Raw genomic sequence first — 22,642 nt, 5'->3', positions numbered from 1 at the left:
TTCTTTTTGTAAGAGCAGGGCTCCATTCATGGTTGCACTGCCAAACCCTATTGAATGGTCGAAGCCGTTTCCTGCATGGCCGCTGCCAGGCATTCAGCGATGGGAAGTACGACCTTATCATATTCGGGCGGGGGATAATCATAAATGATTTCATCCGTATATGAAACTGACCCATATTGAAACAGCAAAGGAGGAAGCAACATGCCGGTAAAGAAGTCCCCTCGTGTAGCGATGATGCTGATTCTGCTTTATCTGATGCTTTTACCGGTTGCCGCACTTGCGGAGACCGACACGATGGCTACGCGCAAGATCCTTTTCGACTGCCAGCAGAAAGCGGCGGCGTTCACCAAGAATATGGGCAAATCTGGTAATCAGGATTTGTACGATCAGCACCTGAAGGAGTGCCTCGAAGTAGCCACACCCCAGTCAAAGACCGCGAAGCCGGTCGTTGCAAAGGACGACGAAGATCCTTGCACGAAAGACGGCAAATACTCCATATCGTTCAAAAACGGCAGCGACGAGACCGTCTGGATCGGATACTGGGATGCAACGGCATCGAGCGGCATGGCGTCTCCCGACGGTTGGACAAACTGGCAGCTGAATCCGAACGGGATAAGAAGCATGTGCGTGGACAGGCATTTCAACGGCCGCTTCATCTTTCGCGCCGGATGCGATACCACGACCGGTCAGTGCCGGGAAGGGAACTGCTGCGAGGCAGGAAAAACATGCGGCAAGATGGCGTGTACCGTCGGCGCCGAACCGTCTTCGCTCGCGGAGTTCAATTTCGATTCCAATATCGATCCGGTCAAGTCGCCGCTGGGTGTCACCTGGTATGACGTCAGTTATGTCGACGGCTACAACTTCCCGGTCATGATCCAGTCGAACGACCCGAACTGCGGGCTCCTGGGGGGATCGAAGAAGGAGAACTGCGATCCCGCGACAGACCCGGAAAAGTGCCAGATCCTCGCCGTCGGACAACTGCCGGGATGCCCCTGGCCGACCGTCAACGGCGTCTGTCTTGGCCCCTATATGCAGTATCGGTATGACAACCCGGGGTATCTTTACGAACAGGACTATTACACCCTCGCGGCAAAGTGCGCATCGCCCGCCGACAAGATCTGCGGCTGCGGCAATCAGTGCACGGCCGAGCAGAATGCCAAAATCACGCTTCCTCGGTGTGAGAACAGCTATACCCTGACGAGTCCGGATGGTACGAAGGTCACGATCAACTCCAGTGGCTGCTCTCCATTCAATCCATACATTCTCAAGAACGGAACAGAGGACAAACTTGCCTTGAATCAGCGCGTTTGCGATCCCCTGGGCAAGAAATCCGTTCCCTCGTGCTCGGGCTGGCCCGATCGGTACAAGCCGTACGTGACGGCCATCCACGATCGCATCCCCAAGGCCTACACCTGGCAATACCATGACGACGACAGCCTGACGAGCTGCGCCAGCAAGGCGGGTCAATCCTTCCTTATCACAATCGGGCCACGCCCCCGGAGCACCAACGGCGATGCATATGCATTCTCCATCAATCCGGACAAGAGCGTGAAAGGCAAAATCGCTGTGAACGACGGGAAGGCCGTTGATATCTTTGGAGACCATTCCATACTGAAAGCCCTGAAGGATAAGGATCAGGTTACAATCACCTCGTACCTTCCCCAGGATCCGAAACAGATGATTATCTGTAAAACCATCTATGACGCCACAACTGGGAAGCTGAATCCCTCGAAGGACAATCCCGACTGTGCCGACCCCCTGAGCGGATTCGTCTACGCCAAGGGAGCCCTCCAGCTAGGCCCGCCCGACCCGTCGGTATGCAAACCGGACGGACAGACCGGACGGAAATTCAAATTCCTGACGAGCAAGACATCCGGATCGGTTGTGATCACCTCTCCGGATTCGGCCAAGCAGACCTTTGCGTTCAATGTAGACACGAAAGAGATCGACCTCTATCTGGACGCCGGTTACAAGCTGATCATCAACAACGAATGCGACAGTCTTACACAGGTCTCCTGCAAGGCAACGTATGATCCGGCAATCGGACTCAAACCGGATGACGACAGCAGTCCAGCCTGCAAAGACAACAATTGCAGCATCATCTGGAGCACCGGCAACGTCCGCCAGCTCGGTTTTGCACGACCGAACCCGTCGGCCTGCACACCGAAGCAGGAGGGGGTCTCGAAGTTCATTATTTATGCCGGAAGTGACTTCAAGACCCGCGTCAGCATCAACAACAATGCCGAGACAGCGTATGCAGGCCCCAACCCGATCGAACTGTTTCTGAAAGAAGGCGATACGGTCAGGATGACCACGACCTGCTCAGATGCCACGAAGACAATGACCTGCCAGGCCAAGTATTCCAACGGCTTCTTGAACCTGGATTCCGGTGTCACGCAACCCCAGTGCTCGTCTGCGGCGTCGAGTGCCGTAATGGGATGGGGAAAATCCAGGAACGAGCTTCATCCAGGCGTACCGGCTGAAGGCTGTAAATGACAACTGCAGCGGCGAACAATACAACCATGGAGGAGGTGCTCACGATATGAAAAAACTGACCATCCTGTTGATCCTGGTGTTTATCGTGTCGGGCTGCGCACCGCAAAGCATGTACTGGTACAACACCAGAAAAGACATGCGTGCGGCGAAGGTCGACAAGTTCGAGTGCGAAGAGGCCGCCGTGACTTACAGCAGGGACATGGGCCAGGCCGGCAACACGGACATGATAAACCAGAGACTCCGCGAATGCATGGAAATAAGGGGCTATGTCTATGCGCCTGAAGACAAGATCCCGTCCGGCGCATTCCGCGTGAAGTGACGGGAAGTCCCTGGAAGGCAGGATCAGAAATGATCCTGCCTTTTTATCATGATTCAACGGCCTTCATCGATACAACGAATCGGTACCGGTGAAGCAACCGGTCTTGTGTTCCAAAGTGGCATCCCGCGGTCAGTCACGGGGGGCCTGCCGTTACCTTCGCCAAATCCCTTTCATGATTTGGAAAAAAATGAAGATTACCCGGATATTCCTGATCGTCTGCCTTCTCGTTCCGGTGGCCTTCTTTTCTCTCGTCTTGCCTGTTCCGGCTGCTGCTCCCGTGCTTCAGTCACAACTGGACAATTTCAACAAGATGGTGGGCACCAGGGTCGAAACCGTTGCCATTCTGGACGGTGAAGACGGGATTTCAGGTGGATTCTATAACTTCGACACGAACGGATCGACGTTGAGCATCACGAAATTCGGAGGACGTGGAACTCCAGGCGAACCAAAACCGATTGGCGATACCGGGCTGAGATGGCTTCCGCTTCTTGGCGGATGCATAGGATATTCCGAGGCCAAAAACAATTTTTCAGACACCCCCCTGCTGGTCGGCAATGATGAAAAATATGCCTCCTACGCAATAGGAATCGAGGCAGGAGTCAGAATTCTTCTGACGGACACGTTCAGTATCGGCCCGACCTTTGGTATGATCTATTCGCAGACAAAAAGCTCGTTCCACGCGGTTACGCCGGCAGGGATCGAGTTGAAGCGACAATACGACAGGCATCTTGTCGACTGGTATGTCGACACCGTATCGTTTGTCCCGTCCGTGGATGTTCAATATAAGAAGAAATTTGCGGAAAAATGGATACTGACTCTAACCTCCCGTTACAGCTGGTTCAAGACCAGGGATATTGCAACATCATCCAATTATATCAGGATTTCAGGCAACTCATCGTACTGGGATAACAATGCCGACCTGGACGTCAGGCTGCCCCTGAAAATGTTCGGCTTTCCCCTGCATACGGGATATTCCGTTTCCGCCGGTATCTTGGGAGATGATCTTCGCGCAGGGCTGGACAGCAGTGCCGTATACACGCTGGGCGGCCGTCTCGTGGTGGGAGATATGAAAGGCCGGTGGATGCTCGGCTGGGCAGGTATCGGGATATCCTACGTTAAATCAAATGTATTCAGCGGCTTATCATGGGGCTTAAGCATGTCGTTCGCCCCATGATCGTCCTCCGCTCTTCAAGGAAGAGCAGAGAAAGCCAGGATGCTCTTATCTTCTTCATCGCATTGAGTTTATAGACCTATTCCTCACGAGTCTCTTGTTCTGTTCCCATGAGGTCTGTTACAGATATTCGTGAAAAATGCCGAATATAAGATTGAATCGGTTCACGTACGATGCTTGGCGCAGATGAGCGTGGATCAATCAGGATAATTCAACCTTTCGAATTTCCTTCATTTATGTGAAAAGGGCAAAGAGAGAAGAGCGTGTCCCATGAACAAAGGCAGGTACATGGCCATCCCTCCGGGTGCGATCATCCCCGGAACGTTGCCGGATTTCAGCATTTACGTCCTCACGGCGCAGGGGAAATATGTCCTCTGGGCGCTGAAAGGCAACAACGTCAGCTCGGAACAGCTTGACCGGCTTTCCGAGAACGAGACCAAAGAGGTGTTTGTCAACCTCGATGAACATTTCAAATACGAACAGTATCTTGAAACCAATCTGGGTAATATTCTTGAGAATCAATCGACGCCGGATGAACAGAAGGCGGAGATATTCACCCGGGTTTCCACCAATGTCGTCAAGGGCGCCTTTGAAACGTCCTACGGGTTGGGTACAATGGGTGACTCCGATCTCCTGCGGACGAAGCATTTGATTGAAAACTCCCTGAAATTCATCAGGGAAGCAAGATCCATCAACGCTTTGGCGAAAATGATCGGGCATGACTACCAGACATATGAACACGCCACCAAGGTCTTCTGGTTTACCGTGGCGTTCCTGCAGCATAACCAGGGTATTCTGGAGCAGGTCGTTCCGGGGTATCAGGCATTCGATGAGACCCAAAAAATGGAAATACTGCGTCAGTGTGGCGTCGGCGCCCTGATGCACGATATCGGAAAAGCCTTTGTCTCTCACGAAATACTTTCAAAAAACGGTCCCCTCGACGAGGTGGAGTGGGAAATCATGAAACGCCATCCCCTCAACGGCCTGGCCATGCTGATCGATACGGACGTCCCCATGTTCGTCAAAAAGGCAGTGCTGCATCACCATGAGGATTTCCAGGGCGGCGGGTATCCCATGAGCCTGGAGGGGACGAACATAAACACCCTGGCCCGTGTGCTCAGGATTGTCGACGTGTTCGACGCCATGACGTCGCGCAGGCCTTACAAGGATCCCACGCCGCCCATGAAGGCGGTGAGGATCATGATAGGAGCGCCGGAGGAGGAGGAGGGAAGGAAGGACGAGCAGGAGCAGGATGATCGCGATCTGGGAATGAGGCGATGCTTCGACAGGGATCTGCTCCAGAAATTTATCGTGTTTCTCGGCAGTGTGCGACTGGAGGGATGACTTCCGGCTGAATCTGGTTTATCTTCGGGTGGAAGGAAGGTGATCATGACGCCGGAAGATAGTCGCCGCCTGAGATACGCAATAGACCTTCTCGAAAATCCCGGTCTCGCCGCCAGGCTGACCAATGTCATCGGGATGCCCTTCGAGAAAGCATTCGACCATCTGCCTCCGAAATGGATGGGCGCCATTCAGGCAATCACCCGAAAATCGTTAAGCCACGCCCTCGACGTTGCGGTCAAAACCATCGACCGCGGCGGGAGGAAGGCATCCAGAGACACGCTCCACAAAATTCTCGCGGTCGCTTCCGGAGGGATCGGAGGCGCCTTCGGGCTTCCCGCCCTGGCGATCGAGCTGCCCGCCACGACCGTCATCATGTTTCGCTCCATTGCCGACATTGCACAGAGCGAAGGCGAGGACGTCCGGCTTGTGGAGACAAGGCTGGCCTGCCTGGAGGTCTTTGCACTGGGGGGGGGGGCCGGGAAAGACGACTCAACGGAAAGCGGATACTATGCCGTGAAGACGCTTCTGGCGAAGCAGGTGTCGGAAGCGGCAAAGTATATCGTCGAGAAGGGGATTGCCGAAGAAGGGGCGCCGGCGCTGATCCGGCTGATCGCCACCCTTACCTCCAGGTTTGGAGTTACGGTATCGCAGAAGGTCGCCGCCTCCGCCGTGCCGATCATCGGCGCAGCCGGGGGCGCCCTGATCAACACGATTTTCATCGACCACTTTCAGAACGTGGCCAGGGGCCATTTCATCATCCGGAGCCTGGAGAGAAAATACGGGACGGACCGTGTTGAGATAAGCTATGAAAAGATGAATCAACGCGGATCGAAACCATAAGCCGGATTACAAATCTGCCCTCTTTCTGTCTATGACCTGAAAGCGGAAAAGGAATCGCGGACATGGAAATCTTTTCCACCGGGACCCCGTGATCTGCGTCGAAACAATGCCTTGGCGTTGATACTCTGAGGAAAATCGGACTTTCAGAGGAGGAGAATCGATGAAGAAGCGATTGCAAAATGCCTATGCCGTGAAGCTTTTCGTCCTTCTGATTCTGTTGTGCCCCACGCCTGTCCGTGCGGAGAACAGCCCACAGGACCTGAGAACGCAAGCCTGCCAGGCGGTCTTTGAAATCATCGCTCAATGTCAGGCGACCGCGGCGGCGACGATGAAGACCTGCACGGAAATCGCAAAGGTCCTGACTTCTCCGGAGACAAAAGGGGCTCTCCGGCAGCAGAAGCCGGGCGACGCGCCGGACGCGCTGGTCGAAAAGACCGTGACGCAGGTGGCCGACATGTGCAGCAACGCCTGTTACAGGGCGAGGGCAGGGAAGTCTTACAAAACCGCCCGGGAATGGATCGACGGCGGCGGATGCACCATTGAGGTGACCCCCTGAAAGGACGCGTGATACGCAGAGAAGTATACACACGTTGTCAAAACCCGGCAGACGCTTTTGTCGTCGGGGAAGAGACGGGGCGACACGCATCGCTGAGAACTGCAGCGGCAAAAGTAAAGAATTGGAAACAAAAGATTAACGGGTAAAAAACGGTTTTCGAGTTGATCGTAAATCCCTGTCCGGACACAATCCCCTCAAACAGGAAGGAGGCCATGATGAAAAAGCGCGCATTTGTGCCCGTTGTCGTAATCGTCTTCCTCTTGCTGCCCCTGGCGGCGTTTGCCCAGGCGTTTTCCCCGATGGTGTCGACCGACTGGCTCCAGCAGAATCTCGGAAATCCGAATTTGATCATCCTCGATATACGCAAGGTTGAAGACTATCGGTCGGGCCACATTCCAGGTGCAATCAGCGCGTTCTACGGGATGTGGGCGACGAAAAGGGGCGACCTCGACAACCAGATCCCCCCGGATGACGAACTCGTCGATGCGTTGAGTTCCGCGGGCATCAGCCCCGATTCGGTGGTTGTCGTCGCCGGCATAACGGAATCGGGTCCTGACCGGGTCAACACAGCCCGGGTTGCCTGGACCCTCAAGTATGCCGGGGTCGAGACCGTTGGTGTCCTGAACGGAGGGTACACCAAGTGGAGCATCCGGGAAAAACGGCCCCTGTCGGCGGATTTTGTTAGACCCAAGGCAAAGCCTTACAAGGGAAAATTCAACAAAAACCTCTTGGCTACAAAAGATTACGTGGCGAGCCGGATGGGCAAGGCCCTGATTGTGGATGTACGGGAGCCGGACTTCTTCAATGGCAAGAACAAGCTTCCCTTCGTCCCGAAGGCAGGAAGAATCGCGGGAGCGGTCAATCTCCCGACCGCACAGGTCTTCGACAAGTATCCGCCGGGCGAACATCTTGAAACATGCTGCTATACGTTCAAAGACACGCCGCAGCTGAAAAATATGGCGTCCGGCGTGGTCGGAAGCGATCTCTCCCGTGAGATCATCGTATACTGCGACACGGGACGGGTGGCCAGCGCCTGGTGGTTCATTCTGCATGAAGTGCTCGGATACAGGAATGCCCGGAACTACGACGGCTCCATGCAGGAGTGGTCTAAAGACCCGAACGCAAAGGTTGAGCCCTGATGATGGAGCCGGGTTGAAGAACGACGGGATCATGGACCGAAGAAGTTGATGTAACCGGCAATACAGGCGGGCGTTCAGGCAGGGGCTGTGCTTTACGGAAATCGGCTCCGCCGCGGCCGGAGGGCGAACGCATGGAAACCCCGCTTCCCGAGGGAGGCGGGGTTTCTCTCAATCCGGCACAGGCATCGTTCGGGACGGTTCCATCCGGCGGGCGTGGAAGATAGCCGGGGCAGGGCTGTCATTTCGACGTGATCACCCAGACACCGTTCCAGTCTTCCGGCGGTTTTTCCATAAGTTCGCCGCATTTCCGGACATAGGCGCGCGATACGGCGTCATCCTGTTCGAGGCTGGAAAACCCTGCCTTGGCACTCTCAAACTCACCTTTGTAGAAGAGGGCAAGTGCTTCCGAGAAGCGGGCCGGAAGCGATTGCTTCCGTTCATCGGGGGCCCCCGGCAGGTACGGTTCATAAACCACTACGGGCTCGCGGCGGCCGACCACGGCGACCCGGGAAATTTCCCGCACCGGGAAGGCGCCGGCCATCTCCTCGTTCGTGGTCTGCGAGATCATCGTGTAGGTTCCGAACTGCTTGTTGATTCCTTCCAGGCGGGCCGCCAGGTTCACGGCGTCCCCGATCATCGTGTAGTCGAAGCGGGTGCTGGAGCCCATGTTGCCCACGACGGCAAATCCGCTGTTGATGCCGATGCGCATTCTCAGGTCCTTGCCCATGCTTTTCTTGAAGCCCGGCCGCATTTCCGCCAGTTTGGCCTGGCAGCGGAGCGCGGCCCGGACACAGCGGACGGCGTGATCCGGCTGTTCGAGCGGCGCGTTCCAGAAGGCGATGATCGCGTCGCCCTCGTATTTATCCACGGTGCCGCCTTCCTCGTGGATAATGTCGGTCATGGCCGACAGGTACACGTTGAGCAGATTCGTGAGCGCCTCCGGATCCAGGCCTTCCGAGATGGTGGTGAACCCTTCCAGGTCCGAGAAGAAGATGGAGAGCATGCGCCGCTCGCCGCCCAGCTTCAGGCGGTCGGGGTGCGCGATGATCTGCTCGATCACCTCCGGGCTCAGGTACTGCTTGAAGGCGTTTTTGATGAAAACCTTCTGGCGTCCTTCGGTGGTGTAATAAATCAGGCCCGCGCTGAAAAGCGTGACGACGACGGCAGCCATCTGAACCATCAGCGGCAGCCAGAGTCCCATCCGGTAGGCAACGACACAAAGGATCACGGGGGCGCAGATGAAGAGGGCATAGACCAGGATGCTTCTCGCGATGCCGGACGCCGAAGAGGTCGCCATGCCCGCCAGAAGGGCGACGAGCAAGGTCAGGACGACCACCGTGACCGTGGAGACAGGCCGCATGAAATCGCCGGCCAGCAGGTTGTCGAGCATCGTGGCGGAGATCTCAACGCCGGGATAGACGCCGGAGACGGGAGTAGGGCGAAGATCGAAAAGGCCGGGGGCTGAAAAGCCGAACAGGACGTAGGCGTCCTTGAATTCTTCCAGGTTTTCGATGACGGGTTTTTCCCCGTTCTGAAGCCTCAGTTCGCTCTGGATGACCGCTGCGGCGTTGTAGGCCTTGTGGGTTCCCGAGGGACCGCGGAAATTGAGGATCGCTTTTCCCCTGGCGTCGATGGGGATTTCACGGTCCCCGACCCGGAGGCGTCCCGGAGAAATGGCCATAGGGGTTCCCGGGTGGGATATCAGGTAACTCGCCAGGGCAAGCGAAGGCAGGGCCTTGCCGTCAAAAACCTCGAACAGCGCCGCCCGGCGATAGACGGCGTCGAAATCCGGATCGTGCTGTACATTGGCCAGGATGCCGGAAGCGGACGATATCTCCGGTACGGGAAAGGTCGCCCGGGGAAAGGCGGCGTGTCCGGTCTCAGCCAGCCATGGATCGAGTCCCCGGATGTTCAGTCCCGGCGTGGAGGCGAAGGCTGGCCAGCTTTTCTCGCTGCCCCCCGTCCGGCTTAGAAAGACGGACCCGACAAAGTGCCTGAAGCCGCCGATTGCGGAGGCGAAGGCCTGATCGTCCGCCACGCCGTATTTGGAAGGTTCCGTAAAGAGAACGTCGAAAGCCAGCGAACGCACGCCCGTTCGCCGGCAGAACTGGACGATCGCGCCGTACACCTCGCGCGGCCACGGCCAGGACAGGCCGTTTTCGTTCTTGGCCCAGTCCAGGCTGTTCTGGTCGAGCAGGATCAGCCGGATCTTCGGAGTGGCGGGCGACGGGCCGGCCAGCAGGTTGACCCGCCAGTCCCACGTCTTCGCCTCCCAGCGGTCAAGCCAGCCCGGGAAGAAAAGGAGAAAGGCAGTCAGGGCGCCGATGACGCCCGCCGCAATTCCCTGTACAAGCTTGCTGCGCCGGAGCAATTCTCCGAAAGACATTTCCCGGATCCTACAGACGGCTCATTGCCTTGGCAAATCTGGATTTTCGGGCGTTCGGCGTTTCGTCCGCGGAAAAAGGCTTTCCGCCATCCTTCAACTCGGCAATCCGATTTTCCGGTGACGGATGCGTCTTGGCAAAATCGGTTCCGCCGGGCTTGATCTGTCTGGCCATGACCTCCAGCATCTCCCGGAGTGCGCCGGGACTATAGCCCGCCCGCCGGAGAATGGTCACCGCCGCCGCGTCGGCCTGGTATTCGTAGGCTCGGGAATAGCCGTTGTTGATCATGGTGTTGGTGATGTCGGATATCACGCCGCCAAAGGCGGTCGTCAGCTGGGCGACTTCCCGGGAGCCGAAGGATTTCGCCCCCTCCTGCGCCAGGATGGTGAGGGCTTCCGTCGTCCGCGCCTTTTCGATGGCCTTCATGCCGTGCCGGAGCTGGATGTGGCCGATCTCATGCGCCACGACGGCCGCCAGCGCGTCTTCCGATTTGCAGCAGCGGATCAGGCCTCGGGTGATGAAAACGTGTCCGCCCGGCGTGGCAAAGGCATTGATATCGTCGGAGTCGAGCACCAGGAAATGGTAACCGGCGAAGAGTTCCGGCGTATCCGAAAACTGCGACAGCGTCTGGCCCAGGATGTTGAGATAGGTGTTGGCCCTTGTATTCGACAGAGGCCTGTACTTGTCGAGCACAACCGCACCGACGGTCCGTCCGATATAGTATTCCTGTTCCGGCGTAAACTCCTCCAGGCTTTTCGCCACGGCCTTCGTGCTTTTCTTGATCGACTGCCCCTGCTGCTTGCTGATCGTCCCCGTTGCCACGCCCACGTCCGTGGCCACACCGGTTACCGCATCCATCCCCGCGCAACCGATGAAAAAGAGGAATATCAGGGAGATCGACGCTGTCCGCCAAATGAGGTTCTTCATGGCTTGCCTCCTTCAGCGTCGGGGGTCAGACGACCGACTTTGATAAAATCGTCCATCTGCCTCGGAGATACACTGTAGGTCTCCATGCGGTTGATCCAGGCGTAATCGAGATTTTTGTTGTTCTGGCGGTACTGGGCTTCCACTTCTTTGTTGAACCCCTTGCCGGCGAGGGCGATCTCGCCACCGGAAACGGAGGAGCCGCCGCTGCTGCCGGCCCTCAGGGCAATCTGCTTGGTCGACAGGGCCGAGTTGTGAATCCATCCCTGCGCTTTTCTGTTGAGCGACACTTTTTTCCAGTCGCCCTGCTCCTCGATCACCGTCACCCGGTCACCGTAGGATACCTTGGCCACGATTTTACCAAGATGGGACGGTGTCGCCCTCAACTGGCTCTCCTTGACCTGAACGCTCATTGCCTTCTGCGCGGCCACCGCGGCGTTCATCAAGAAGACGCCCAGAACGAAGAGGCATATCGCCAAAAAAGTATAACGACGCATTTTACCCTCCTTTCCGCAAGCTATGGCAAAAAGCTGCCTTATCGCCGGAGAAGCATAGGGCAAGAACATCTTGTCCGTCAACGATTTACTGGCCACAACATTCGAGACTCCGCGCCGGTGCAGTGCTTCCGGCGGATATGGTCAGGACGTCCGTTTGGCCGGCTCGATGGAGGAAGAGTTTTTTTTCAGCTTCTGATACAGCTTGGTGCGAGAGATGTTCAGAATCCTGGCCGCCTTGGTCCTGCTGCCGCCCGCCTGCTTGAGGGCTTCGAGGATCCTGGACTGCTCGTAGGATTCGTATTCGCTCATGATGGAGACGACGCCCGGCGATGCCTCGGGCACAGCGGGATACTTGTTGAGGCCCAGAAGCACACCCTGTCCTTCTTCCGTGGTGGAAAGAATCTCCCGGACGTTTGAATCGGTGATGACCTGACTGTCGCTCATGATGGTCAGCCGCTCGACGACGTTTTTCAGTTCGCGGATGTTTCCCGGCCAGGAATGCCTCCTGAGCTCCTCAAGGGCTTCTTCCGTGATTTTCTTGTCGAATCCGTATTTCAGATTATTCACTTTCAGAAATTCCACGCTCAGGGGGATGATGATTTCCCTCCGCTCGCGGAGAGGATGGATGATGAAAGGAACGACATTGAGTCGGTAAAAGAGATCGCCGCGGAACCGGCCCTCCTTCACTTCCTCCGCCATGTTCTTGTTGGTCGCCGAAATGATCCGCACATCCAGTTTTATGCTTTTCGTCCCGCCGACCCGGATGATTTCACCATTGTCGATGGCCCGCAGAATCTTGACCTGTGTAACGGGAGGAATGTCGCCCACTTCATCCAGAAACAGTGTCCCTCCCTGGGCCATCTCGAACAGGCCCGTTTTTCCCCCCCGCCTCGATCCGGTAAAAGCGCCTTCCTCGTATCCGAACAGCTCCGCCTCCAGCAGATTCTCGGGAATGGCCGGTATGCTGACGGGGACAAAAGGCATATCCGCCCGGGGACTGTTGGTGTGGATCGTCTTGGCCAGCACTTCCTTGCCGACCCCGGACTCCCCCATGATCAGGACCGTGCAGTCCACGGGCGCAACCTTTTTCACAAACTCGATCTGGCTTTTCGTCCCCTCCCGCTGAAAAATGTGATCGTTCGCCGCCATAACATACCGGCGGAGGTGCTCGACCTCCTGGCGGTATTTCTCTTTTTCGTAGCGCTCCTTTTCCAGTTTTGACTTGAGGCCGAAGAGCTCCTTCAGGGTCATCGTCGTTACGATGGCAAATTTCAGTTTCCCGTTGGCGTCGAAAACGGGGCGGGTTCTCGACAGCACCTCCACGCCGTCTTTTGTATGGATGAGGCCCATGGTCTCTTTGCCTTCCCGAAGGCTGTCGTTGATGAGAGACCGGTCTATGAGCCCGCCGATATACTCGCTCCGCGATTTCCCGAGCCAGTCTTCCGCCTTAATTTTGAGGATTTCACAGGCCAGCTTGTTGATCAGAACGAGGTGGGGCTCAGGTTCGACGTCGACGATAACGACGGCGTCCGAGACGGAGTCCAGGATCTCCGGCAGATAGGCATAGACGTCTACAGGTATTTGTTTTCCGTGCACAATATCACTCCTCATGACGTTCCTGAACCGATTAAGACAAATAAAGACAAAAGTAAACACATTTGAACAATGCAAGGGCGTATCAATTTTAATATCTAATAATATCAATGGCATGTGATGATGGTATGATTGGTGCTCCCGGGACCTCTTCGAGGCAGCAAAAATCCTGAACAGGAGGTTCTCAGCGTGGACTGGAGGGAAATCTACAAGCAGAAACGGGTGTCCGTGGAGGAAGCGGCAAAAGTCATCAAGTCGAACGACAGGGTATTCGCCATGGCCGCGTCGGGCCTTCCGTACGAATTGCTGAAGGAGATCGACAAGCGCAGGAACGAGCTGGAGAACGTGACCGTGATGAGCGGCATCGTGCTCTACCCTTACGAATTCTTCAAGCCGGGAAGCCAGGGAGGGATCCGCTTCACATCCGTCTTCATGGGCCCTTTCGAACGGATGGGCTGCTCCCAGGGCACGGTTGACGTCTTCGCCTACCAGTTCGGCAAAATCGACTACACGACCCGGAACGTCTTCAAGGGCAATGTCTTCTGCATCGAGGTGTCTCCGCCCGACGATAACGGCGACATGAGCTTCGGCGTCATGGGCACCCTCTGCGGCAAGATCGCCGTGGAGCACGCCGATACGGTCATCGTCTCGGTCAACAAGCGGACCCCTTATGTCTACGGTCCGAAGGAAGCCTTCGTGAACGTGAAGGACGTCGATTACATCTGCGAGCACGACCACGAGATTCCGGAGCTTCCCGATGCGCCGATCACGGACATCGACCGGCAGATCGCCCACCATATCGTCTCCCGGATCGATGACGGCGCCACCATCCAGATCGGCATCGGCGGCCTGGGAAACGCCGTCGGCTTCTTCCTGGAGGGCCACAAGGACCTGGGCATCCACACGGAGATGCTCGTGGACTCCATGATCAGCCTGGCCGAGAAGGGGGTTGTAAACGGGAAGCGGAAAACCCTGCATCCGAACGAAATCATCTTCAGCTTCGGCCTCGGGAAGAAAAAGCTCTATGACTTTGTCCACAAGAACGATGCCGTGAAGGCCCATCCCATCGATTACGTGGGGAATCCTTACACCATCGGCCGGAACAGCCAGTTTGTCTCCATCAACAACGCCCTCATGTGCGACCTGACCGGACAGGTGTGCTCCGAGTCGGTCGGTTACCGGCAGTTCAGCGCCACGGGCGGTCAGCTCGATTTCGTCCGGGGCGCCCAGCTCTCCCCGGGTGGGCAGTCCTTCATCGCCCTCGAGTCCACGACGAAACAGAAGGACGGCACGCTCCTGTCCCGCATCACCTGCGCCCTGCCTCCCGGTGCCGTCGTCACGACGCCCCGCACCGACGTACAGTACGTGGTCACGGAGCACGGCATCGCCGACCTCAAGTGCAAATCGATCAAGGACCGGATCCGGGAGATGATCAGGGTCGCCCACCCGCAGTTCCGGGATCAGTTGGAAAAAGAGGCCCGGGAAAATCATTTTTACGAATCATAGCCCGAAGAAAGATGCAGAAGGAGAAGGCCGATCATGAATTCAGCGGAAAAGCGTTTTGACACGATTGTTGTCGGGGCCGGCATCGCCGGATTGGGAGTCGCAGGCCTGCTGCAGCGGGCGGGACAGAAGGTCCTCCTGGTGGATCGCTACGGGCAGGTCGGCGGCCGGATGCAGTCCTGGACGTACAGGGATGAATGGCTCCTCGATGTCGGTCTCCACGCCGTGGAGATGGGCGAGTTCGGCGGCGGAAACATCCTGATCGAGAAAGTGGGCAAGAAGGTCAAGTGGGGAGAGAGGTACTGTGAAAAGATGATCATCTACAGCCCCGAAGACAAACAGTGGCGCGACCTGGGCGCCAGGCTGGCAAAGACGAAGAACGGAATCCGGGAGTACTTCCGGGTGATGAAGATCATCCAGGAGATCACCGACGAGGAACTGGATCCGTGGGACGGCCGGAGCCTGAAGGACTGGTTCCGGGAAAACGTCCGGCACGAAATCGTCGAGGAGATGATCGCCAATGCGGGCATGCTCTGCACCACCGTTCTGGAGACCGAGGAGATGTCCGCGGGGGAATGCCTGTGGATCATGCGGGAAAACATGCGCCATGCAAAGCCCGGCAACATCATCCGGTCGAGCTACCCGGAAGGAGGCATGCAGGGCATGATGGATCCCCTGAAAGATGCCTTCGTCGAGGCGGGCGGCACCCTGTACCTGAATTCCCCGGTGGAGGAGATTCTGTTCGACGGTACAAAGGCCGTCGGCGTGGCCATCGGCCGAAGCGTGGCCCCCTACCAGGACGCCTGGAACCAGCCGGAACGGAAAGTCATCGGGGCCGACCGGGTGGTATGCGCCCTGCCGCTCTGGGACCTGGGGAACGTCCTTCCCCTGGACGGCGGCGAATCGCCGCTCCCCGAGTGGTGGGTGAAGCGGATCAAGGACATCCGGATGGAGACCACCGGACTGATCGGCTACATGATCGGCCTGAGCGAGCCCCTGTTCGACGACGTGGAGTTCAGGACCGCCCTGAAGCTGAAACGGACGGGCACGCCGTTTCAGGGGTACGCCCCCTCCAATCACATGAAAGGCATCGCCCCCGAGGGGAAAATGATCATCCACTCCGACATCGTCGTGGAAATTCCGCAGATACAGGACCGTTTCGAGATGAACCGACTTCTCGAAGCGATGTGGGAAGAGATGGTGACGGATATGTGGCCCGGGATGGAAGAAAAAGTCGAATGGCGGATCCCCTACAAGTGCATCGGCTGTGACGGACTCGCCCGCAAACCCATGCAGACCGGCAAGTTCAAGCCGGACGTCAAGGCCCCGGAAATAGAGGGGCTCTATTTCGCCGGGGACACGTACCGCGGGAGGGGAATCGGCATCAACGCCGCCGCCAACAGTGCCATGCTCTGTGCCGAAACGGTCCTGCAGGGCGGCTAGGCCGTCTGCCGGCCGGAGAGGCGGTTTCCGGACCGCGAGGCGTTGCGAAACCGCCTCTCCGGTCATCGGTAACGGGAAGAGCCGGCGGAACCGCCGGAGGAAAGAGGGGAAGATGATGCAGGTGAACGAGTTTCAGGAGATCACTTACAGCAAGGACGACAGCGGCATCGTCACCATCACGCTGAACATTCCGAAACGGAAGAACGCCTTCAGCAAGTACACCACGTACGAGCTGTTCTGGGCGATGGACGCACTGGAAAAGGATGAAACGGCCCACGCCGTGATCCTCACCGGCGCAAGGGATCCCGACTCCGACGATCCGACGAAAGAGGCCTTCTGCAGCGGCGGCTACTTCCACCCGAACGCCATGGCTCCTGCGAGCGACGAGGCCAAGGCCGAGATCGACATGACGGACATCGCGGAGGCCAGGATGACCCTGAAGATGTGGCTATGCGACAAGCCCATCATCGCCGCGGTGAACGGCTTGTTTATCGGCGGCGGATTCACGATGTGTCTGACCTGCTGCGACCTCGTCTACTGCTCCGAGCACGCCTGGGCGCAACTGCCGTTCATCCGTCTCGGCATCGTCCCGGAGGTTGCTTCCAGCTACATGCTTCCCCGTTTGATCGGATTCCAGCGAGCCAAGGAGATCATGTTTTTCGGCGAGCGAATCCCGGCAAAGAAACTCCTGGAACTGGGACTGGTCAACAAGGTGCTTCCCCACGACCAAGTGATGGCCTACGCCCGCGAGATGGCGCTCCGGCTCATTCCGCCTGCTGGAGCCGGCTACGCGGTCCGCCTGACCAAACGGACCCTCCACAAGCCGCTGATCGATGCCCTCACGACGGCCCTGAACCTGGAAAACAAAGGCCTGAACGAGGCCTTCACCACGGCCGACTTCATGGAGGCGCTGGCCGCCCGCCGGGAGAAGCGTCTTCCGAAATTCCAGGGGAAATGATGCCCCGTCCATCAACCGGCGAGCCCGTTTTCAACAACGGCAGATGACGGTTGAAATGGAATTACAGGACTGAAAGGGTGAAATCTTGAAAATCGAAGATGTGTAAAACATTTGTGTCGTCGGGGCCGGCAATATGGGGCACCAGATTTCTCTCCAGTGTGCCCTTTACGGGTACAAGACGAAATGCACCGATGTCGTGCCGGCCATGCTGGAAAAGGCCGAGCAATTCGTGAACGGCTACCTTCCCGGCCGCGTGGATAAAGGGAAGATGACCAAGGAGGAAGCCATTGCGGCGAGGGCAGGCATATCCTTCACAAGCGACTTGAAAGAAGTATGCTAAGATGCCGATATCGTTATTGAAGCGGCAACGTCTTTAAAAACTTGCCTTGCACGGATCGGGAAGACGGGGATGCCCCGCCTTCCCCGGATTGTGCGTCCGGAACCCCGCTCAGATCCTCCGACCCTCGAAGAAGAAATGCAATGACCGCGGGTCGAAGTCAAGATTCAACGGTTCTCCCAGGGAGGGCCGGAAGTCCGCCGCCGCCCGGGCGACGATTTTTCGACCGTCCGTCCGCAGATAGAGGATCGTCTCCGATCCCATGTGCTCCGCGTGCTCAAGGAGACCCCGGATCAGGCCCGTCCCGACGCGGACGGCCTCCGGCCGGATCCCCACCGTTACGGTCCTGCCCTCGAAAGCGGTGAGATCCTGCCGCCCTCCGGCATCCAGCCTGAAGTCGTCACAGCGGATGAACAGGCCCCCGCTCCCGCGTTCCACGGTCCCGTCGAAGAGATTGATCGGAGGCACCCCGATGAAGGATGCCGCGAACACATTGGCCGGGCGGTCATAGAGATCCCGCGGAGAGCCCACCTGCTGCACGATTCCCCGATCCAGAAGGACGATCATCTGCCCCAGTGTCATGGCCTCGACCTGGTCGTGGGTCACATAGAGTGTGGTGGCCGCCAGGCGCCGGTGCAGACCCGCCAGCTCCACCCGCATGGAGGCCCGGAGCTTGGCGTCCAGATTCGAGAGGGGCTCATCGAAGAGAAACAGCTGCGGGCTCCGGACGATGGCGCGCCCAATGGCGACCCGCTGCCTCTGGCCGCCGGAGATTTCCCGCGGCCGGCGTTCCAGGAGATCGGCAATGTCTAGCATCCGGGCCGCTTCCCGGACCTTCCGGTCCACCTCCCGCCGGGTCAGCTTGCGGATCCGCAGGGGGAAAGCGATGTTGTCGTATACGCTCAGGTGGGGATAGAGGGCATAACTCTGGAAGACCATGGCCACGTCCCGGTCCTTCGGGTCCCTGGCGCTCACCTCGGTGCCGCCGATGTGGATGGTGCCTTCGTCCTGATGCTCGAGCCCGGCGATCAGCCGGAGGACGGTGCTCTTCCCGCATCCCGAGGGGCCCAGGAGGATGCAGAACTCCCCCTCCGCAACGGTGAAGGAAACGCGGTCCACCACGGCCGTATCACCATAGATCTTCGTGAGGTTTTCGATCCTGAGTTCCGCCATCGGCTATCCTTTGATGGCCCCCGCGGAGAGTCCCCGTACGATCCGCCGCTGGAACAGCAGGACCATGAGCACCAGGGGCACGGTGGCAATGGTCGAGGCGGCGGCGATCTCCCCCCAGGGGATGGTGTATTGGCCCTGGAACAGGGCGATTCCCACGGGCAGCGTCTGGTAGGGCTGCTGGGTCATGATGAGCAGGGCGAAGAAGAATTCGTTCCAGGCATAGATAAAGACAAGGATCGCCGCGGTGAAGACCCCCGGCGCGGCCAGGGGGATGATGATCCGGAACAGGGTCTGGAAGTGGCCGCACCCGTCCACCCGGGCCGAGTCCTCCAGTTCCTGCGGCAGTTCCCGGAAGAACCCTGCCATGATCCAGACTCCCAGGGGCAGGGTCAGGGTGATGTAAGGCAGGATCAGACCCTGGTAGGTGTTGAGCCAGCCCAGGGAATCCAGGATCTTCCAGACGGGGCCGGCAATCGATATCTGGGGGAACATGGAGACGAGGAGCAGGCTTCCCATGATGAGGGGCTTGTGCCGGATGGGCAGACGCGCCAGGGCGTAGCCCGCGAACAGGGAGATCGACAGTGTTCCGAGGGTGGCCAGTCCCGCCACGATGAGGCTGTTCTTGAGGAAATGGAGGAGGTTGTAGTCCCAGAGGGCCGAGCGGTAAAAATCCAGGGACCAGGAGGGGAAGAGGACCGGCGGGATCGCCGTCACCTCCATCTGGGTCTTGAGCGACGTCGCGACGAACCAGAGAAAGGGCAACAGGCTCACCGCCACGACGAGGGCCGCGACGAGGACGAAGATGATGTTCCAGGTCCGGTCCGTCATCGCCTCTCCTCCATGAACCTCATGCCGATGACCCGGACGTAGACCAGGGAGACGGCCAGGAGAATGAAGAAGACCAGGACCGAGATGGCCGCCCCGTATCCCAGGAGCCCTTCCGCGAACATCTTCTTGTAGCCATAAAACTGCAGCACGTTCGTCGCGTCCGCCGGCCCGCCCTGGGTCATGACGAAGACCAGGTCGAAGACCCGGAAGGCGTCCATGGTGCGGAACAGGAGCGCGATGAGGAGGGCCGGGCGGATGAGGGGCAGGGTGATCCGAGTGAAGCGCTGCCAGGGCGTTGCTCCGTCCATGCGGGCCGCCTCGTACAGCTCGTCCGGGATCGTCTGCAGACCCGCCAGGATGATGAGGGCGGCAAAGGCGGAAGTCTTCCAGATGTCGGCGACCATGACGGCCGACATGGCGAAGAAGGGCTCCGCCAGCCAGGCCCGGTAGGCCGCCATGTCACTGCCGAAAAGGAAATAATTCAGGAGGCCGTAGTGGTCGTTGTCGATGAAGCGCCACATCTGGGAGGCCACAACCGTCGGGATGGCCCAGGGGATGAGGACGGCGGCCCGGACCAGTCCCCGGCCCCGGAAGGCCCGGTTGATGACCAGGGCGATGACCAGCCCCAGGACCATCTCGCAGGCCGTGGATACGAAGACGAAGACCAGGGTGTTGCCGAGGGCGTGGCGCGCAACGGGATCGCTCCAGAGCTGGCGGTAGTTGTCGAGCCAGACGAGGGGCTGGGCCAGGCCGGGGAGGCCGAGGATGATCCGGTGCAGGCTGAGATAGACCGAGTACAGGATGGGGTAGAAGGCGAAGACCGCAACAAAGGCGAAGCAGGGCAGAAGGAGGGACACCGCGAAGAGTTTCTCGCGGCGACCCCGGGATTCATCATAACGGATGATGCGGCCACCTGCTTCCATGGAATCAGGGCGCAGTCCCGCGCGTGAGGGCCAGTGTCTTTTCCATCTCCGCCGCCGCGCTGCGCGCCTCGGAAGCAAGGTCGGATCGCCGATCGGAGATGGCCTTGCTGAAATAGCGCTGCAGGATGTTGGACAGGGCCGGGTACAGCGGGCTCCTCGGCCGGGGCAGGGAGGAGAAGAAAACCGGCTTCATCTCCCGGAACTGGGGCGCGGCGTTCAGGACGTCCGCGTCGTCGTAGAGGCTTGTCCGGGTCGGCGCCAGCCCGGCCTTCACGGCCAGGTGCTTCTGGATCCTCTCGCCGGAGAGAAACTGGGCGAAGGTCCAGGCCAGATCCTTGTTTTCCGAATAGGCGCTGATCCCAACCTGCCATCCGCCCAGGGTGGCATGGCTCTTCCCGCCCGGGAAATGCGGCAGCAGAGCGACGCCGACCTTACCGACCACCATCGAACGCTGGGGATTGTTTGCAATCTTCCAGACATAGGGCCAGCTTCGCAGGAAGACCGCCTTCCCCTGGGTGAAGAGGGCCAGGGATTCCGGTTCTTCGTAGGTGAGGACGCCCTCGGGGGCCGTTTTTCCAACGATCCGGTCGCGGACGAACCGGACGGCATCCAGGGCCGGTTTCTCGGCGATCGCCGGTGCCCCGGTCTTTGGGTCCACCAGGTGTCCCTGGTTGCCGGCGACGTACTCCATCATGTTGCAGACCAGCCCCTCATACTGCTTGAGCTGGGCCGAAAAGCCGTAGAGGTTCGGCTCACCGGCGGTTATGGCCCCTGCCTGGCGCACCATCTCAGGCCAGGTCTCCGGCGGCTTGAAACCGTACTTGTCGAGGAGGTCCCTCCGGTAATAGAGCATGCCGCTGTCGATGTACAGGGGCAGGCCGTAGACCTTGCCTCCATAGGTGTTGGCCTGGATGGTGCTGTCCAGGTAATGGGCCTGCTCGCTGCCGGGGAAACGGTCGTCCAGGGGCATGGCCCACCCGGCCGCGGCGAACTCCGCCGGCCAGACCACGTCCATGAGGAAGACGTCCAGGTCCCTGCTCTTGTTCTTGAGTTTCTGCGTCAAAAGGTCGTGGAAGGCCGTCGAGGAATGGGGGCCGATCTCCCGCCGGATCTTCACGCCGGGATGCTCCGCCTCGAACATGGCGATAATCTCGTCCCATACCTCGGGCTGGTTCGGCTTCCACATGTAGAAATGGAGGGTTCGCTCCCCTTCCGTCTTCTTCCCGCCACAGCCGGCGATAAAGAGAACAAGAGCCAGCAGGGCGACCATGAAAAGGATGCCGCGCTTTCGAAGGCGGCGAAACGTCGTGCGTTGGCGAATGCTATCCATGGTGGACTCCTTCCTGCGGCAACCGCTGACGGAGTTTCGTTTTTCCAGATTTCACGGAAGCCGGGACGATTTCTTTCCTGTTCCTTTTCTGCTGAATCATCCCGATTTCGCGGTACAGGAGGGGACGGCGGTGGCCGTAAATGTTTTCCTCCTCCCGCCAGCTCCGGAGATCCTCGAGGTCGATCACCGCGTGAAAAATCATCTCCTCGTCCAGGACCTGTGCAATCATGTCGCCGCGGGGGTCGAAAACGGCGCTGTGGCCGGAAAAATACGGACCGGGGCGGTTCACGTAAACGACGAAGACCTGGTTGTTCAGGGCCATGGCCGAAAGCCTGCGCCTCATGTACCGGACCGGGAACGATTTGGGGACGGCGGAGATGTTGACGATGACCTGCGCGCCGCGAAGGGCCAGGATCCGGCCGATCTCGCCGAAGGCGGAGTCGAAACAGATGGTCAGGCCAAGACGGCCCGCGGGGGTCGAGATCACGGGCAGCTCACGGCCGGGGATGAAGTTCTCGGTCCAGTGGACATGTGTTTTCGCATAGCTGTGGACCGAGGTGTAGTCCATGTAGGTGGCCAGGTTGTAGAAGAGGCAGCCACGGCGCCGGATTCCGCCCAGGATCACCCGGGCATCCATTTCGCGGACGAAAGAGGCAATCTCCTCCGACAGGCGTCCTTCGCGCCGCTCCGTCTTCCGATAGAGGTAACCCTCCGGCCGCTCCAGGGAGGGATGGCCGTGCAGGATCAGCTCGGGAAAGACGATCAGGTCCGAGGCGCGGTTTTCGGCGATGATGGACTTGATGCGTTCGACGTGGCCGAAAGGGTCCTCCGGGGTGTAGTTGATCTGAGCAAGGGTGATTCGCTTTTTCATGAAAGCTCCCTTT

At 58.6% G+C, this 22,642-nt stretch carries 19 protein-coding genes and 1 pseudogene; 11 read left to right on the top strand and 9 right to left on the bottom strand.

Going from position 1 to position 22,642, the window contains the following annotated elements; all coding sequences use genetic code 11:
* Window positions 1-201 precede the first annotated feature (201 nt).
* From HPY65_15470 to HPY65_15440, 7 genes are all read left to right on the top strand, one after another.
* The gene (locus HPY65_15470; GenBank protein NPU85875.1) at window positions 202-2,496 is read left to right on the top strand and encodes a hypothetical protein; all 2,295 of its coding nucleotides are present in this window, start codon (window positions 202-204) and stop codon (window positions 2,494-2,496) included.
* A 46-nt stretch (window positions 2,497-2,542) separates the two neighbouring features.
* Window positions 2,543-2,815 carry a hypothetical protein gene (locus HPY65_15465; GenBank protein ID NPU85874.1) on the top strand — a complete coding sequence of 91 codons (273 nt, stop codon included), beginning with the start codon at window positions 2,543-2,545 and terminating at the stop codon, window positions 2,813-2,815.
* A gap of 187 nt (window positions 2,816-3,002) precedes the next feature.
* The gene (locus HPY65_15460; protein ID NPU85873.1) at window positions 3,003-3,989 is read left to right on the top strand and encodes a hypothetical protein; all 987 of its coding nucleotides are present in this window, start codon (window positions 3,003-3,005) and stop codon (window positions 3,987-3,989) included.
* A gap of 267 nt (window positions 3,990-4,256) precedes the next feature.
* Window positions 4,257-5,330: an HD domain-containing protein gene (locus HPY65_15455; GenBank protein NPU85872.1), complete on the top strand. Its 1,074-nt coding sequence runs from the start codon at window positions 4,257-4,259 to the stop codon at window positions 5,328-5,330.
* 45 nt (window positions 5,331-5,375) lie between these two features.
* Entirely contained in the window at window positions 5,376-6,170 is a 795-nt protein-coding gene (locus tag HPY65_15450; GenBank protein ID NPU85871.1) for an EcsC family protein, read from the top strand.
* Between the two features lie 160 nt (window positions 6,171-6,330).
* Window positions 6,331-6,726, top strand: coding sequence for a hypothetical protein (locus HPY65_15445; GenBank protein NPU85870.1), 396 nt, complete (start codon window positions 6,331-6,333; stop codon window positions 6,724-6,726).
* Between the two features lie 212 nt (window positions 6,727-6,938).
* Window positions 6,939-7,865, top strand: a complete 927-nt coding sequence (locus HPY65_15440; protein NPU85869.1) for a sulfurtransferase — start codon at window positions 6,939-6,941, stop codon at window positions 7,863-7,865.
* A gap of 238 nt (window positions 7,866-8,103) precedes the next feature.
* Here HPY65_15440 and HPY65_15435 read toward each other — a convergent pair whose 3' ends face one another.
* The 4 genes from HPY65_15435 to HPY65_15420 all read right to left on the bottom strand — a co-directional run bounded on the left by HPY65_15435 (window position 8,104) and on the right by HPY65_15420 (window position 13,281).
* On the bottom strand, window positions 8,104-10,251 hold the full coding sequence (locus HPY65_15435) for an adenylate/guanylate cyclase domain-containing protein (GenBank protein ID NPU85868.1): 2,148 nt from the start codon (window positions 10,249-10,251) through the stop codon (window positions 8,104-8,106).
* Window positions 10,252-10,261: 10 nt separating this feature from the next.
* Window positions 10,262-11,176 carry a M48 family metalloprotease gene (locus HPY65_15430; GenBank protein ID NPU85867.1) on the bottom strand — a complete coding sequence of 305 codons (915 nt, stop codon included), beginning with the start codon at window positions 11,174-11,176 and terminating at the stop codon, window positions 10,262-10,264.
* The gene (locus HPY65_15425) at window positions 11,173-11,670 is read right to left on the bottom strand and encodes an SH3 domain-containing protein (GenBank protein ID NPU85866.1); all 498 of its coding nucleotides are present in this window, start codon (window positions 11,668-11,670) and stop codon (window positions 11,173-11,175) included. Before HPY65_15425 ends, HPY65_15430 begins: the two co-directional genes overlap by 4 nt.
* Window positions 11,671-11,811: 141 nt before the next feature.
* A complete protein-coding gene (locus tag HPY65_15420) occupies window positions 11,812-13,281 on the bottom strand; it encodes a sigma 54-interacting transcriptional regulator (protein ID NPU85865.1) in 1,470 nt (489 codons plus the stop codon).
* A gap of 171 nt (window positions 13,282-13,452) precedes the next feature.
* On the opposite strand from HPY65_15420, the gene HPY65_15415 reads away from it, so the two are divergent.
* The 4 genes and pseudogenes from HPY65_15415 to HPY65_15400 all read left to right on the top strand — a co-directional run bounded on the left by HPY65_15415 (window position 13,453) and on the right by HPY65_15400 (window position 17,507).
* Window positions 13,453-14,769, top strand: coding sequence for a 4-hydroxybutyrate CoA-transferase (locus tag HPY65_15415; GenBank protein ID NPU85864.1), 1,317 nt, complete (start codon window positions 13,453-13,455; stop codon window positions 14,767-14,769).
* A gap of 33 nt (window positions 14,770-14,802) precedes the next feature.
* On the top strand, window positions 14,803-16,209 hold the full coding sequence (locus HPY65_15410) for an NAD(P)/FAD-dependent oxidoreductase (protein ID NPU85863.1): 1,407 nt from the start codon (window positions 14,803-14,805) through the stop codon (window positions 16,207-16,209).
* Window positions 16,210-16,324: 115 nt separating this feature from the next.
* Window positions 16,325-17,167, top strand: a complete 843-nt coding sequence (locus HPY65_15405) for an enoyl-CoA hydratase/isomerase family protein (protein NPU85862.1) — start codon at window positions 16,325-16,327, stop codon at window positions 17,165-17,167.
* An 85-nt stretch (window positions 17,168-17,252) separates the two neighbouring features.
* Window positions 17,253-17,507: pseudogene (locus tag HPY65_15400) on the top strand (hypothetical protein).
* Window positions 17,508-17,615: 108 nt separating this feature from the next.
* Here the strand turns inward: HPY65_15400 and HPY65_15395 are convergent.
* From HPY65_15395 to HPY65_15375, 5 genes are read right to left on the bottom strand one after another with little or no spacing between them, the layout of a single operon-like run.
* Window positions 17,616-18,677 (bottom strand): ABC transporter ATP-binding protein, encoded by a 1,062-nt coding sequence (locus HPY65_15395; GenBank protein NPU85861.1) that lies wholly within the window; start codon window positions 18,675-18,677, stop codon window positions 17,616-17,618.
* A gap of 3 nt (window positions 18,678-18,680) precedes the next feature.
* Window positions 18,681-19,505, bottom strand: coding sequence for a carbohydrate ABC transporter permease (locus tag HPY65_15390; GenBank protein NPU85860.1), 825 nt, complete (start codon window positions 19,503-19,505; stop codon window positions 18,681-18,683).
* The gene (locus HPY65_15385; GenBank protein NPU85859.1) at window positions 19,502-20,428 is read right to left on the bottom strand and encodes a sugar ABC transporter permease; all 927 of its coding nucleotides are present in this window, start codon (window positions 20,426-20,428) and stop codon (window positions 19,502-19,504) included. Before HPY65_15385 ends, HPY65_15390 begins: the two co-directional genes overlap by 4 nt.
* Window positions 20,429-20,432: 4 nt before the next feature.
* Complete coding sequence (locus tag HPY65_15380) at window positions 20,433-21,758, bottom strand: extracellular solute-binding protein (protein NPU85858.1); 1,326 nt, start codon at window positions 21,756-21,758, stop codon at window positions 20,433-20,435.
* Complete coding sequence (locus tag HPY65_15375) at window positions 21,751-22,629, bottom strand: carbon-nitrogen hydrolase family protein (GenBank protein ID NPU85857.1); 879 nt, start codon at window positions 22,627-22,629, stop codon at window positions 21,751-21,753. The genes HPY65_15380 and HPY65_15375 overlap by 8 nt, the downstream gene beginning before the upstream one ends.
* Between the last annotated feature and the right edge of the window lie 13 nt (window positions 22,630-22,642).

The organism is Syntrophaceae bacterium (assembly GCA_013177825.1).
Lineage (GTDB): Bacteria > Desulfobacterota > Syntrophia > Syntrophales > PHBD01 > PHBD01.
The sequence above is the reverse complement of the archived record's forward strand: the minus strand, read 5'-3'. Positions and strand labels throughout refer to the sequence as shown.

Bases quoted from the DNA above. Each gene is read 5' to 3' on its own strand.
- HPY65_15375 (NPU85857.1), bottom strand. From the start codon at position 22,629: ATGAAAAAGCGAATCACCCTTGCTCAGATCAACTACACCCCGGAGGAC.
- HPY65_15465 (NPU85874.1), top strand. From the start codon at position 2,543: ATGAAAAAACTGACCATCCTGTTGATCCTGGTGTTTATCGTGTCGGGC.
- HPY65_15425 (NPU85866.1), bottom strand. From the start codon at position 11,670: ATGCGTCGTTATACTTTTTTGGCGATATGCCTCTTCGTTCTGGGCGTC.
- HPY65_15450 (NPU85871.1), top strand. From the start codon at position 5,376: ATGACGCCGGAAGATAGTCGCCGCCTGAGATACGCAATAGACCTTCTC.
- HPY65_15455 (NPU85872.1), top strand. From the start codon at position 4,257: ATGAACAAAGGCAGGTACATGGCCATCCCTCCGGGTGCGATCATCCCC.
- HPY65_15380 (NPU85858.1), bottom strand. From the start codon at position 21,758: ATGGATAGCATTCGCCAACGCACGACGTTTCGCCGCCTTCGAAAGCGC.
- HPY65_15385 (NPU85859.1), bottom strand. From the start codon at position 20,428: ATGGAAGCAGGTGGCCGCATCATCCGTTATGATGAATCCCGGGGTCGC.
- HPY65_15395 (NPU85861.1), bottom strand. From the start codon at position 18,677: ATGGCGGAACTCAGGATCGAAAACCTCACGAAGATCTATGGTGATACG.
- HPY65_15440 (NPU85869.1), top strand. From the start codon at position 6,939: ATGATGAAAAAGCGCGCATTTGTGCCCGTTGTCGTAATCGTCTTCCTC.
- HPY65_15390 (NPU85860.1), bottom strand. From the start codon at position 19,505: ATGACGGACCGGACCTGGAACATCATCTTCGTCCTCGTCGCGGCCCTC.
- HPY65_15460 (NPU85873.1), top strand. From the start codon at position 3,003: ATGAAGATTACCCGGATATTCCTGATCGTCTGCCTTCTCGTTCCGGTG.
- HPY65_15420 (NPU85865.1), bottom strand. From the start codon at position 13,281: ATGAGGAGTGATATTGTGCACGGAAAACAAATACCTGTAGACGTCTAT.
- HPY65_15430 (NPU85867.1), bottom strand. From the start codon at position 11,176: ATGAAGAACCTCATTTGGCGGACAGCGTCGATCTCCCTGATATTCCTC.
- HPY65_15445 (NPU85870.1), top strand. From the start codon at position 6,331: ATGAAGAAGCGATTGCAAAATGCCTATGCCGTGAAGCTTTTCGTCCTT.
- HPY65_15435 (NPU85868.1), bottom strand. From the start codon at position 10,251: ATGTCTTTCGGAGAATTGCTCCGGCGCAGCAAGCTTGTACAGGGAATT.
- HPY65_15410 (NPU85863.1), top strand. From the start codon at position 14,803: ATGAATTCAGCGGAAAAGCGTTTTGACACGATTGTTGTCGGGGCCGGC.
- HPY65_15470 (NPU85875.1), top strand. From the start codon at position 202: ATGCCGGTAAAGAAGTCCCCTCGTGTAGCGATGATGCTGATTCTGCTT.
- HPY65_15405 (NPU85862.1), top strand. From the start codon at position 16,325: ATGCAGGTGAACGAGTTTCAGGAGATCACTTACAGCAAGGACGACAGC.